This window comes from Paenibacillus sp. J22P277, from assembly GCF_059383675.1.
Genome location: NZ_JBXENS010000005.1, coordinates 275,430 through 287,985 on the forward strand (window position 1 = coordinate 275,430; position 12,556 = coordinate 287,985).

The 12,556-nt window shown below is 57.7% G+C and carries 11 protein-coding genes; 8 read left to right on the forward strand and 3 right to left on the reverse strand.

The window, feature by feature from the left end; genetic code table 11:
- The first annotated feature begins 380 nt into the window (after positions 1-380).
- Complete coding sequence (locus AC50YL_RS18385; protein ID WP_494833718.1) at positions 381-2,378, forward strand: stalk domain-containing protein; 1,998 nt, start codon at positions 381-383, stop codon at positions 2,376-2,378.
- A 321-nt stretch (positions 2,379-2,699) separates the two neighbouring features.
- Positions 2,700-3,782, forward strand: a complete 1,083-nt coding sequence (locus tag AC50YL_RS18390) for a Gfo/Idh/MocA family protein (RefSeq protein ID WP_494833720.1) — start codon at positions 2,700-2,702, stop codon at positions 3,780-3,782.
- 76 nt (positions 3,783-3,858) lie between these two features.
- Here AC50YL_RS18390 and AC50YL_RS18395 read toward each other — a convergent pair whose 3' ends face one another.
- Together AC50YL_RS18395 and AC50YL_RS18400 are read right to left on the reverse strand one after the other, a co-directional pair.
- Positions 3,859-4,611, reverse strand: coding sequence for an SDR family NAD(P)-dependent oxidoreductase (locus tag AC50YL_RS18395; RefSeq protein WP_494833722.1), 753 nt, complete (start codon positions 4,609-4,611; stop codon positions 3,859-3,861).
- Positions 4,612-5,116: 505 nt separating this feature from the next.
- Positions 5,117-6,028, reverse strand: coding sequence for a LysR substrate-binding domain-containing protein (locus AC50YL_RS18400; protein WP_494833723.1), 912 nt, complete (start codon positions 6,026-6,028; stop codon positions 5,117-5,119).
- Between the two features lie 385 nt (positions 6,029-6,413).
- Between AC50YL_RS18400 and AC50YL_RS18405 the strand changes: the two genes are divergently transcribed.
- The gene (locus tag AC50YL_RS18405) at positions 6,414-7,178 is read left to right on the forward strand and encodes an SDR family NAD(P)-dependent oxidoreductase (protein ID WP_494833725.1); all 765 of its coding nucleotides are present in this window, start codon (positions 6,414-6,416) and stop codon (positions 7,176-7,178) included.
- A gap of 205 nt (positions 7,179-7,383) precedes the next feature.
- Here AC50YL_RS18405 and AC50YL_RS18410 read toward each other — a convergent pair whose 3' ends face one another.
- Entirely contained in the window at positions 7,384-7,836 is a 453-nt protein-coding gene (locus AC50YL_RS18410; protein ID WP_494833727.1) for a GlcG/HbpS family heme-binding protein, read from the reverse strand.
- A gap of 230 nt (positions 7,837-8,066) precedes the next feature.
- Between AC50YL_RS18410 and AC50YL_RS18415 the strand changes: the two genes are divergently transcribed.
- The 5 genes from AC50YL_RS18415 (at position 8,067) to AC50YL_RS18435 (ending at position 12,540) form a co-directional block, all read left to right on the forward strand.
- Positions 8,067-8,411, forward strand: a complete 345-nt coding sequence (locus AC50YL_RS18415) for an NIPSNAP family protein (protein ID WP_494833729.1) — start codon at positions 8,067-8,069, stop codon at positions 8,409-8,411.
- Positions 8,412-8,414: 3 nt separating this feature from the next.
- Entirely contained in the window at positions 8,415-9,395 is a 981-nt protein-coding gene (locus tag AC50YL_RS18420) for an aldo/keto reductase (protein ID WP_494833731.1), read from the forward strand.
- A gap of 84 nt (positions 9,396-9,479) precedes the next feature.
- Complete coding sequence (locus tag AC50YL_RS18425; RefSeq protein ID WP_494833732.1) at positions 9,480-10,394, forward strand: aldo/keto reductase; 915 nt, start codon at positions 9,480-9,482, stop codon at positions 10,392-10,394.
- Positions 10,395-10,527: 133 nt separating this feature from the next.
- Positions 10,528-11,379: a helix-turn-helix domain-containing protein gene (locus AC50YL_RS18430; protein WP_494833733.1), complete on the forward strand. Its 852-nt coding sequence runs from the start codon at positions 10,528-10,530 to the stop codon at positions 11,377-11,379.
- 141 nt (positions 11,380-11,520) lie between these two features.
- Positions 11,521-12,540 (forward strand): aldo/keto reductase, encoded by a 1,020-nt coding sequence (locus tag AC50YL_RS18435; protein ID WP_494833735.1) that lies wholly within the window; start codon positions 11,521-11,523, stop codon positions 12,538-12,540.
- Positions 12,541-12,556: the final 16 nt, after the last annotated feature.

Here is a 12,556-nt window from a genome sequence, read left to right on the forward strand (position 1 = left end):
GATCCCTCCATATGTAAATTTTTATTACATAAATTAGCATATATTGGTTAGGATTTACTGTCAAGATCAGCAATGCCTACTAAATCCTTAAGGTCTATGAGCCATATGTCGCTAAGAATGTTAGATATATTGACATAGTTGTGACTTATAAAATCGGTTCCTCTTGAGTTGATATCGCGATGACAGCTGCATCAGAGCCTATTGTTGCAAAAGGATATATGAGGAATGCGTTTAGGAAATGTGTCCAAAAAATGGCGCTTTCCATTTATTCGCAACTATCGCCATGGGTGTGACGTCAAACTAACCGAAGCTGTCGTCAGACTGCTTGCATTGGACGCGAACCTGCGTCGGGGCATACGAGAGAGAAGAGGAGACAGGGCATGAAATCGTTGAAATGGATGTTGATTGTATCGTTCTTATTGTTGTCTTTTGGTTATGCGGTATCGAATGACGCTTCCGCGGAGGGCGTAAGCCCCGCCGAGCCGACGGCTGCCACGGATAAATTGGTGTTAACGATGGGGAGCGCCAACATGGTCCATAACGGATCGACGTATCAATCCGCGCAACCCGTCGTCTCCATTAACGGCCGAACATTTATCCCGTTCAGCTCCATTGCCGCTCGTTACGGCTATAAAATATCGTACGATGCCCAGAAGAAGGAATCCATCGCGAAGAGCGATACGCATCAGCTCGTCTTCAAGATCGGCAGCGACACCGCCACCCGGGACGGCGTCGCGACCAAGCTGACAGGCGCGGCGTTTATCTCTAACGGCTATCTCATGGTGCCGCTTCGTTCCTGGGGCGAGATGGCGGACAGCACGATCGCGGTCGTAAACAAGGAAATCACGCTGAAGTGGTCGACGGCGGTCATCCCGCCGAAACCGACGGCGGATTTCGAAGTGCAGCCTGCCGTGATCTATGCGGGCCAAACGTTGGTCACGTACGTGGATCACGCGACGAACGCGACCGGCTTGCCGTTCGTGGACGAACGTTGGGACGGGCGGATGGACGTGTTCCCCGAGGCGGGCACGTATGTCGTCACGAGAGAAGTGGAAGACAGCAACGGCGTCTGGAGCGATCCGTACTCCGTCACCGTGACGGTCCAAGCGCCGAACCTGCCGCCGGTCGCGAATTTCGCCACGGATAAGCCGCAATACCGCATCGGCGAAACCGTGACCTATACGGATCTGAGCACCGATGACGGCAATGCGATCGTCCGCAGCACGTTTACGGGCAACGACAAGGCATTCTTCGAGCCGGGGGACAAAGCCGTCACGCTGACCGTCGCAGACAAAGACGGCCTGACGTCGACGGTGACGAAGACGGTTACGGTCACGAACGAGGTGCTGTACACGAAGGACGAGTACGACCAGTTGTTCGCGGCGACGGGGGATATCTTCGCGGTGGACGGTCAAGCGGTGCTGAACTTCCCTTCGTACAAATACAGGATCGTATCGGAAGCGGCCCAGATGGTGCGCAGCAACAGTCCGGAGACGCTGGTTCAAGAAGGCATCGAATATCATGCCCAGCTGTCGGACAAAGTCCGGTTCATGTTCCACAACGTCAATAAAATCGGGTATCCCGTCACGATTCACCTGCTGGCGACCAATATCGGGAATTCCACGGTGAACTATAACAAGAGCGCCGCGGGCATGGGCGGACCGACGCCTTCGCCGGAGCTCGCCGGCAAGCTGTCCGCGTCGCGTTATCTGACCTCGCTGGCCAGCAATCCTTCTCCGCAATGGTCGACGATCCGTCCCGGCGAGACGAAGGAGATTCTGCCCGAGATCGCCAAGACGCCGCTCAAGCCGAACGATTCGCTTAGCTCTTACGTGGACGTTTATTCCGATAAGGAATTGGTGTACAACATCGTCGTCACCGCCGTCGGCAAGGATCCGGTAGCCGAGCTGCCGAACCTCGCGGTGATGCCGAGGGACGGCGTTCATGTCAGAGGCACGTTCTACAGCGCAGACCGCTCGATCGACATCGACGATCAGATCGGCGATACGCCGACGCGCGTCATGTTCGGCGACAAGACGGTCGATACGATCCTGGACGGCATCGACGAGACGACGGGGCAGCTGGAATACAATCTGGGCAACTTCGGCGTGCTTTACCGGATGCACCTATCGCATGTCGCGCCGCGCACCATGATCGCGCTGAATGCGCGCGGCGGGTTATACACGGGCGCGTTCCTCGTGAACGGGCAGCTCGTGACGGTCGCGAACAACCAGGCGCTGAAGAACAACGCCCAGTCTGCCGTTCTGTACCGTACGGGAGACAGCGAGGAAGCGGTGGATATCGTGTTCACCATCGCATCGGGAAGTAATCTGCCGATCGCGATGACGTTCACGCCGCTGCCGGCGCTCCGGCAATGATTCATGCCGTTAAATAAATTGGAATAATCGCAATCGGAGACGGAACGAAGCAAAGGTCATCTTTGCGGCGTTCCGTTTTTGCATGTCTGGGGATCGCAGCCCGCGAACCCGGTGGGGGAAGCAGTTAGGGAAATTGGGCGGTTGTTAATGACGTTAAACGCGGGAGGCGCGAAGCTCCCGGCGCCAACCTGTCGCAAAATCGCATGTCGTGTGACATCAAGTTGAAGTAAACATTGTCGCGGCGATATGCTATCTTCATTTTGTATCTTTAATTATGTCGAGCTGCACTTCAACCCCATTCATAGGAAGAAGGATCGGACAATGAGCGAAAAGCTGCGAATTGGCATCATCGGAACCGGGGGCATTGCCAAGTCCCACGTATCCGCGTATAAAAAACTGCCGTATGTCGAGATCGTCGGCGTGGCGGACGTTATCCCGGGCAAAGCAGCCGCGTTTGCGGAGGCGCAAGAATTGACGGAAGCGGCTACCTTCGACAGCCACACCGAGCTGCTGCGCATGGAGCTGCACGGCGTCAGCATCTGCACGCCGAACGTATCGCATCACGTCACGACGGTCGACGCTTTGCGCGCCGGCAAAAACGTGCTGCTGGAGAAACCGATGTCCGTCACGCTGCAGGAAGGCATCGAGATGACGCAAGCGGCCAAAGAAAGCGGGAAAATGCTCACGCTCGGCTTCCAGCCGCGTTATGATCCGAATATGAAACTGCTGCAAAAGATCGTGCAATCCGGACGCCTCGGCAACGTGTACTACGTCGAGACGGGCGGCGGACGCCGCCGCGGGATGCCGGGCGGCACGTTCATCAGCAAGAAACTGGCCGGCGCCGGCGCGATGGCCGATATCGGCTGCTACTCGCTGGACATGGCGCTGAACACGCTCGGCTACCCGCGCCCGCTTACGGTTTCCGCGTTCACGTCGAACCATTTCGGGGCGAATAACCTGTATCATCCGGAAGCGAGCAATTTCGAGGTCGAGGATTTCGGCGTCGCGATGGTACGCTTCGAGAACGACCTCGTGCTGCAATTCAAAATCTCCTGGGCGATGCACATGGATACGCTCGGCGCGACAATGTTCCTCGGCACGGACGCCGGCCTGAAGGTAACGCCTGCCGGCGTAGGGCCGTGGTCCGGCGTATGGGACGGCTCGGTCGGCTCCATCACGCTCTTCCATGACGAGTTCGGGGCCCATACTTCGACGCCGATCCCGGTCATCGAGCATCAGCTGAATCTGTTCGACCGGAAAGTGCATGACTTTGCAGAAGCGGTTCGGGACGGCCTGCCGGCTCCGATCCCGGGCGATCAGATTCTTATTCAGCAAGCCATTATCGACGGCGTGCTGCGCTCGGCGGAATCCCGCCGCGAAGTATCCGTGGAATTACCGCGCTAATGGACTTTTGCGCATCGTAATAGCATCCATACTTAAACGAAAGGGGCGCCGGCAGCGGCGCCCCTTTTCGTTGCGATCAGATCGACATGCCGCCCGAGACTTCGATGCGCTGGGCATTGACCCAGCGGTTGTCCTCGGAGAGCAGGGAAGCGATCATCGGGCCGATATCGTCAGGCTGACCGGCGCGGCCGAGCGCCGTTATATCCGCGACGCGCTTGTTCAGCTCCGGGTTGTCGCGGACCATGCCGCCGCTGAAGTCGGTCGCGATCGCGCCCGGGGCGACCGTGTTGACCGCGATGCCGCGCGCGCCGAGCTCTTTGGCCTGGTATTTGGTAAGGATCTCGACAGCGCCCTTCATCGAGGCATAGGCCGCGCTGCCCGGCGTGATGATGCGAGTCAGCCCCGTCGAGACGTTTACGATCCGTCCGCCGTCGTTGATGAGCGGAAGGAGCTTTTGCGTCAAGAAGAACACGCCTTTGAAGTGGACATTGAAGAGGGTGTCCAATTCCTCCTCGGTCGTCTCGGCGAAGGATTGATGATGCGAAGTGCCGGCGTTATTGACTAAGTAATCGAAGCGCTCCTTGCCAAGTTCCTTAAGCGCCTGTCCCGCGCTTTGCACGAAAGCGTCGAACGAGCCGACATTGCCGGTGTCGAGCTGGATGGCGATTGCTTGACGTCCCGCTTCGCGGACCAGGCCGACGACGGCCTCGGCTTCAGCCTGATTGGAATGATAAGTGAAGATGGCATCCACGCCGCGTTTTGCAAGATTCAGCACGGTGTTGCGGCCCAAACCGCGGCTTCCGCCGGTGACGATCGCTATTTTAGACATATGAGTACCTTCCTTCGTTGGAGTACCGGTCTTCAATAAAAAAACTAACCGGTTAGTTAATATTATAAACCCGTCGCTCTATTTGTCAACCATGCATTGATCATGCCAGTGTCGACCCGGTAACCGAACAAGGATTCATGGCCGTAAAAGCGCGGTCGAAGCCGATGGTGAGATGGAGATGAAGGCACTTTAGCCGCTTCGCGCAATCCTGCGCGCTGCTGCCATTGCTTAGGGTATCCACGTCAGAGGAGGTTCATCCAGCCTGCGTTCCGAAACTCGCGGCATGCAGAAATGACGCGCAAAAAACCACCGTATCCGAATTTCGAAACGGCGGTCCTTGGCTTGGCAGATTGTTCCGCGCATCGGACGGGATCCGGCACTTGAATCTCGGCTGATCATTGATTTTCGTCTGCTGCCGTGCTCGCCTGCTGCCGTGCTCGCCCGTAAACGCCGCCGAATCGGCGAAAGAATGCTTCGCCGTCCGTAACCACGGTATTCTACTTCGTTATTGAAGCTGGCCGCCGGATTCGTCCTGCGGCGTCGCTTCCCGCGCAATCCGGCAAAGCTCCTGCAGCAACGGCAGCTGCTTGTCCTCTTTCCAGACTAACGCCGCTTCGGAAATCATCGGCGGATCGCTCAACTGTCTGTAGGCGACTTCGTTCGGCCGTACGCCGCCGAGGCTGCTCGCTACCACCGTCACCCCGATTCCCGCCGCCACCAGACCGATGATCGCCGATTCTGTCGTCGCCTCCTGGGCGATTCGAGGACTGAAGCCGGCCAAGTGGCAGAGCGCGATAAAATCATCGAACAGCTGTTGATTGGCATTGCGCGCGTACATGACGAACGGCTCGCCGGCCAATTCGCGGAGCGAGATCGTTTCCCGCTCGGCGAGGGGATGGCTTACGGGGAGCGCAACCGACACGGGTTCGCGATGGATCGTCGCGTAAGCCAAACCCGCCGTCCGCGCGCCGGTGAACACCAAGATGCCGACGTCGACCTCTTCATTCAGGAGCTCGTGCTCCAATTCCGGCGAAGCCAGCTCGCGCAGCACCACCTCGAACTGCGGGAAACGTTCCCGAAATCGGCGCACGATCGGCGGCATGACGCTGTATAGGCTGCTGCCGGTATAGCCGATATGCAGCTTCCCGCCTTCGCCTCGCGCGATTCGCTGCGCCGTTTCCGCGCCGCGGTCGATTCGGCCGAGCCCGGCCTTCACGTCGTCCAGCAGCGCTTCGCCTGCGGGCGTGAGCGCCACCGAACGGGTCGTCCGCTTCAACAGTTCGACGCCGAGCTCTTCTTCCAGCCGTTTGATCTGGAAGCTCAGCGGCTGCTGGGCGATGTGCAGCCGTTCGGCCGCCCGACCGAAATGCAAGGTCTCGGCCAGCATTAGAAAATAGCGCAGTTGTCGCAGTTCCATGATTTCCTCCCTGTTCGATCCGTTCCGTTTCAGGACTATTATACATCGATTGAGTGTGAATATGTATCGATTTTATGTTTCACATGTTTCAATGACGGGTGTAGAGTGAGTAGCAAGGAGACGGAACAATCGCTCCCGAGCAGGTCTTTGCATGTAGAATCTCGCATGCTCGATCTCGCTATGGTAAGCATTTCAGTCTGGAACGGCTGGAGGGGACGACGATGTTGCATAATGAACATTAACGGACGATCGAAGTAAATGCATAACCGATAGAACCGAGGCATTTGAGGCATTCACGGCAAGGCTGACTTGCCGCATCGAACATGTCCGCGAGGGAAACCGATAATCGGTCCTCCCGGAACACCACGAACAGGGAGGGTTTTTAATGGGGATTCTTGACAACAAAATCGTACTGATTACCGGAACCGGGGGCGGTCAGGGTCGCGTCGCCGCGCTTACCTTTGCGCGGGAAGGCGCGAAGATCATCGGAAGCGACATCAAGGTTGAAGCCAACGATGAGACCGCTGAACTCGTACGCCGCGCCGGCGGCGAGATGACGAGCATCGCGCCGATCGACCTCACGGATCCCGAACAGGCGCGAAAGCTCGTGGAGGAAGCCGCGTCCGCCTACGGCGGGCTAGACGTCGTCTACAACAACGCGGCTATGCAGTACTTCGGTCCGATGCCCGATTTCTCTATCGAGCACTGGCGGGCGACCATAGCTGGCGAGCTCGACATTCCTTTCTTCGTGTCGAAATTCGCTTGGCCGCACCTGGTCCGGCGCGGCGGAGGCGTCATCATCAACGTCGCGTCCGTGGCAGGCATGATCGCGGGCGAGACCCCTCCCATGGTCGCGCATAGCGCAGCGAACGCCGGCGTCATCGCCATGACGCGGCAATTCGCGCTCGAAGGCGCAAGCCACGGGATACGCGCTGTCGCGATCAGCCCCGGACCGGTCTTGACTCCGGCCAGCGAACGCGATCTTGGCGACGATCAGGCGGCCCGGGACGCGATCACCAAAAAGACGCTGCTCAAGCGCTTCGCCCGACCCGAGGAAATCGTGGAGCTCGCGGCATTCCTTGCTTCCGACAGGGCATCTTACATTACGGGAGCCAATTATGCCGTCGACGGCGGCGAGAGCGCTTGGTAAAGAGCCGCGAACGCGGACATATCGACCGCGATGGCGATCATATCGAACCATCGAACGGATTTCGCATCGCATGAAAGCTAAAGAAATTTCAATAAACCAAAAGCCCGTTCCCGGCCTATCGCATGGCTTTGAACGGGCTTTTACTCGTATGTCTTCGTCTTGCCGGACGCTTCGGCAGTTCGCTTCTATATAATGCCGTCTGCGCCTAGTACAAGTTCAGCGCGCGAATGCCGCTCGACCCTATTCTTGCGATCGGCAGGGAAGCGAATAGCGTCGCCGCTGCCTGCGCCACGAGAATGTCGTTGGCGCTCGTGCTGCCGCTCACGCCGATCGCCCCGACGAAGTGACCGCCGTTCGTAACGAGCGGAATTCCGCCGCCCAAGACGACGACTCTCCCGTTGTTCGTCGTATTCAAGCCGTATTGGGGCCCGCCCGGCGCGGCGGACAGGTTGGCGGTGGGGGTCTGCAGCCCGATCGCGGTCCATGCTTTATCGATCGCGATTTGGATGCCGGCGATCTTGCCTTGGTCCATGCGTTCGAACGCGATCAGATTGCCTCCGTCGTCGACAATGGCGATGTTCTCGATGATTCCGAGCTCTTTCGATTTCCGCACCGCTTCGTTCAGCAGCAGTTTTGCGATATCCAGCGTTAATTTCATTTCGCTTGCGCGCTCCTTCGATGATCGCCGTAGGCGATTTTCTACAATTTATGAAGGAGATCCGCATTGGTGAATTTCATCGGAAAGAAACCCGTCAACGGCGTAAGAATCGGCTTCTCTTTCTGCGCGCGTCCATGAATAGTTCCCTTCAGGTAACTTAATATAACATTTTTCACTCCTTCTCAGGTCCGAACGAGTTTACTATAATTGGAGGGGGCATACGATTGGAGATGATTGGACGAATGTTGTACGAGTTGAGAATCTATACGATTCTTCCGGGAAGGATCGAGGCGATTCGAAAGCGCTTTTCCGAGCATACGTTTGGCATTTTCGACCGATTGGGCATGCAGGTGTGCGACTTCTGGGAGGATCTGGAGGCGCAGCCGAAGCTCTACTACACCATGAGCTACGACAGCATGGAAGAACGCACCAGACAATGGGAAGCGTTCTCGCAAGACGATGAATGGAACGAAGTGAAACGGCAATCCGAGCAGGACGGCAAAATCGTCGAACGAGTCGAGCAGATCTTTATGAAACGAGCGGATTATTATCATTCAAGGATCGGGAGGAACTAACGCATGAAATACGCCTACTTGGGAAAGTCCGGCTTGAAGGTCAGCCAATTGTGTTTGGGCACGATGAATTTCGGACCTGAAACGGATGAGAAAGAATCATTTCGGATCATGGATGCCGCTTTGGATGCCGGAGTCAACTTTTTCGATACCGCCAACGTTTACGGCGGGCAGGACAACAGAGGAAGAACCGAGGAAATCATCGGACGCTGGTTCGCGCAGGGCGGCGGGCGCCGGGAGAAAGTCGTGCTGGCCACCAAAGTGTACGGCGACATGGACGACACGACCGACGGCCCCAACGCGGCGCGCGGCTTGTCCGCGTACAAGATCCGCCGCCACTTGGAAGCCTCGCTGCGCCGCTTGAATACGGATCATGTCGAGCTGTATCAGATGCACCACGTGGATCGCAACGTCAGCTGGGACGAGCTATGGGAAGCGTTCCAAGTCTGCGTGAACCAAGGGAAGATCAGCTATGTCGGCGCCAGCAACTTCGCCGGACGGGACCTCGTGAAAGCCCAGTACGAAGCCAAGGCGAGACATACGCTTGGACTCGTCTCCGAACAGCATAAATACAGCCTGTTGTGCAGATTGCCCGAATTGGAAGTGCTCCCCGCGGCCGAAGAACACGGAATCGGCGTCATCGCGTGGAGTCCTTTGGACGGCGGTCTGCTCGGAGGCAACGCGCTGAAGGCATCCGGCGGCTCGAGAAGCACGCGCTCGCAGGAACGGGTGGAAGCGATCCGCGGCAAGCTGGAGCAATTCGCCAGCCTGTGCCGGGAACTCGGCGAGAGCGAAGCGAATGTCGCGCTTGCTTGGACCTTGAAGCATCCGGCGATGACCGCGCCGATCATCGGACCGCGCACGCTGGAGCAATTCCAGAACACGCTGCGCGTCGTCGAGATCCAGCTGACGGAAGACACGATGAAGCGTCTGGACGAGATCTTCCCAGGACCCGGCGGCGAGGCTCCGCAAGCTTACGCCTGGTAACGGCTTGGCAATTTCACGTGGAATGAACAGCTTTGACTTTAACCGGCAGTACCTTACGATTCGATCAAAGGAGTGGTGGGAACGGTGAGTGAGCTGCAAAAATCGGCATTGGGCCGAACGGGTTTGGAAGTAAGCCGTCTCGGTTTCGGCGCGATGGAGATACGCGGTCCCCGCATTTGGGGCGGAAGGCCGGTAGCGGATGCGGAAGCGGAACGGATCTTGAACGCGGTGCTCGATTCGGGCATCAATTTTATCGACACCGCCTACGATTACGGCCTGAGCGAACAGTATATCGGCCGCTATATCAGCCATCGGCGCAGCGAATATATCCTGGCGACCAAATGCGGCTGCACGGTCGTCAACGCAGGCGATCATGACGAGACGCCGCATGTGTGGACAAGGGAGAACCTGCTCCGCAATATCGACGAAAGCCTGGCTAGAATGAAGACGGACTACGTGGACTTGCTGCAACTGCATAATCCTTCGCTGGAACAGACGGAGGAAGGCGGCTTGGTCGAGGTACTGAAAGAAATTCAGGCTGCGGGCAAAGCGCGCTGGATCGGCATCTCCTCGACGATCCCGCATATCGCGGGCTATATTGAATCGGGCGCGTTCGATTCGTTCCAGATCCCGTATTCCGCGCTCGAGCGGGACCACGAGAACCTCATTAGCCAAGCGTCGGCAGCAGGGGCGGGCACGATCATTCGAGGCGGCGTGGGCCGCGGCGAACCCGGCCACGGGCTAGGCAATCAAGACCGGTGGGCGATCTGGGAGAACGCGAAGCTGGATGAGTTGCTGGACGAAGGCGAAAGCCGGACCGGATTTTTGCTGCGCTTTACGTTGAGCCACCCCGGCATGAACACGACGATCGTCGGTACGAAGAACCCCGAGCACTTGGCGGAAAATATTCGTATCGCCCAGAAGGGACCGCTTGCCGGCAACGTGTACGAAGAGGCGAAAAAACGCCTGCTCGAAGCGGGGCAGGGACCTAAGGCTTAACGAAATCCAGGCAGGAACATAGGTGAATAGGTGGGCCAACGATGTCATCGAGGATGAAATCGTTCAATCGGCCGCGCGTCCTTCGGAGGACGCGCGGTTTTGCGCGTTCCGCTGGCGGAAGGGAGGAAGAATCATGGCAAACAACGGGCTCGTCATAAACAGCGAGCCGCTAGGTTGGAAGAGTCTCTCGTATTCGATTTGGCAGGACATCGCGCCGCAGGAAGCCTATGAGCCCGCCTTATCGGAGCATCTGATCGTCGTTCATGCAACGCCGCAGCCGGTACGCGTATACGAGCGCGCCGACGGATATGCCCTGGAACGCCAGGCACAGCCCGGCAGCATCAATCTGTTTTCCGCCGGAGAGATGAGCTACTGCCGATGGGACAGCGAGCTGACCTTCTTCCGCATGAATATCTCTCCCGACTTTCTGCGGGAGGTCGCGCTGAAGTCCGATATAAGCATCGCCGGAAACGTGGAACTGCATCATCAATTGCATATGCGGGATCCGAAGCTTTTTCAAATCAATCAGTGGCTGGCGGAAGAAGTGCGCAGCGATGGGGCAAACGGCCGGTTGTATGCCGACTCCCTCTCTAATCTGCTGGCGGTTCACTTGCTGCAAAACTATGCAGCGGCGCGAAAACCATCCTCCCCGCAGCCCGGCACGATATCCAAACGGCAGATTGCCAACGTTATCGAATACATGCATGCCCATTCGGCGCGCGACATCGCACTGGATGAGCTTGCGGGCGTCGCGAATATGAGCGCATCCCACCTGGTTCGGCTATTTAAGCAGCATGCCGGCTTGACGCCGCATCAATATTTGATTCATCTGCGGGTAAAGCAGGCTCAGCAGCTGATGCGCGCCGGCGCGCATTCGATGGCCGAGATCGCCGCCCGGCTCGGATTCGCGGATCAAAGCCACATGAACCGGCATTTTAAAAAAATCGTCGGCGTCCCCCCGCGGGAGTTTCTGCTGCGAACGTAAGTCCCGATGCCGTCCTTCGTCCCGATCATGACGATTTTGTTCCAAAAACGGCGCATTTCGTTCAAGCCGCGCGTTCTTCCGGACCGTTAAACTAAAAGCATGGTTGAATGACGCGCGAATCGACGAGGAGGAACAAGCGAGATGAAGTATACGAGATTGGGCAATTCCGGATTGGTGGTGTCGAAGCTGGCATTCGGGGCAATGACGTTCGGTTCCGGCAGCATTCCGAGCGTGTACAAAGTAGACCGGGACCATGCGGAGGCTTTGGTCGGCCAGGCGTTGGAAGCGGGCGTCAACTTTTTCGATACGGCGGATGCTTATGCCGACGGACAGAGCGAAATCATGCTGGGCAAATTGTTGAAAGAACATCGGCGGGAAGTCGTCATTTCCACGAAAGTCGGCATGCGGACGGGGGGCGGCCTAATCCGGACGGGATTGTCCCGCAAGCATATCACGGCTTCCTGCGAAGCGAGCCTGAAGCGATTGGACACGGATGCCATCGACCTCTATATCGTGCACAAAACCGATCCGTTCACGCCGCTGGAAGAAACGCTGGAAGCGTTAAACGATCTCGTGCGATCCGGAAAGGTGCGCTACATCGGCTATTCGAACTGGCCGGCATGGATGGCCGCGCAAGCGCTCCAGATGCAAAAAGAACGCGGATGGGCCGCGTTCATCACCAGCCAAATGTATTATTCGCTGGTCGGGCGCGACATCGAGCATGAAGCCGTACCGTTTCAGAAGGCTAACGGCGTCGGCCTCATGGTCTGGAGTCCGCTGGCTAGCGGCTTCCTAAGCGGCAAGTATACGCGCGACAATCTGACCGATTCGCGCAACCGGCTGAGCGGCTTCGATTTCATTCCGCTCGATAAGGAGCGGGGCTTCCGAGTGGTCGACAAGCTGAGCGAGATCGCGGACGCTCACGGGGCGACGCCCGCTCAGGCAGCGCTTAGCTGGCTGTTGGCCAAGCCCCATGTGTCCACCGTGCTGCTCGGCGCAAGCAACGGGCGTCAATTGGAGGACAACCTGAAGTCTGCCGATCTGGCACTTCGGGCGGAGGAGCTCGCTTTCCTGGACGATCTCACCCGTCCGGCGGCGATCTACCCGAACTGGTTCACGGAAGCTCTCATGGATACCGAGACCGTGAACGCGACTCGTTAGGCGGGGATCCAGGATA

Coding starts and splice junctions, on each gene's coding strand:
- AC50YL_RS18385 (WP_494833718.1), top strand. CDS start 381: ATGAAATCGTTGAAATGGATGTTGATTGTATCGTTCTTATTGTTGTCT.
- AC50YL_RS18390 (WP_494833720.1), top strand. CDS start 2,700: ATGAGCGAAAAGCTGCGAATTGGCATCATCGGAACCGGGGGCATTGCC.
- AC50YL_RS18395 (WP_494833722.1), bottom strand. CDS start 4,611: ATGTCTAAAATAGCGATCGTCACCGGCGGAAGCCGCGGTTTGGGCCGC.
- AC50YL_RS18400 (WP_494833723.1), bottom strand. CDS start 6,028: ATGGAACTGCGACAACTGCGCTATTTTCTAATGCTGGCCGAGACCTTG.
- AC50YL_RS18405 (WP_494833725.1), top strand. CDS start 6,414: ATGGGGATTCTTGACAACAAAATCGTACTGATTACCGGAACCGGGGGC.
- AC50YL_RS18410 (WP_494833727.1), bottom strand. CDS start 7,836: ATGAAATTAACGCTGGATATCGCAAAACTGCTGCTGAACGAAGCGGTG.
- AC50YL_RS18415 (WP_494833729.1), top strand. CDS start 8,067: ATGATTGGACGAATGTTGTACGAGTTGAGAATCTATACGATTCTTCCG.
- AC50YL_RS18420 (WP_494833731.1), top strand. CDS start 8,415: ATGAAATACGCCTACTTGGGAAAGTCCGGCTTGAAGGTCAGCCAATTG.
- AC50YL_RS18430 (WP_494833733.1), top strand. CDS start 10,528: ATGGCAAACAACGGGCTCGTCATAAACAGCGAGCCGCTAGGTTGGAAG.
- AC50YL_RS18435 (WP_494833735.1), top strand. CDS start 11,521: ATGAAGTATACGAGATTGGGCAATTCCGGATTGGTGGTGTCGAAGCTG.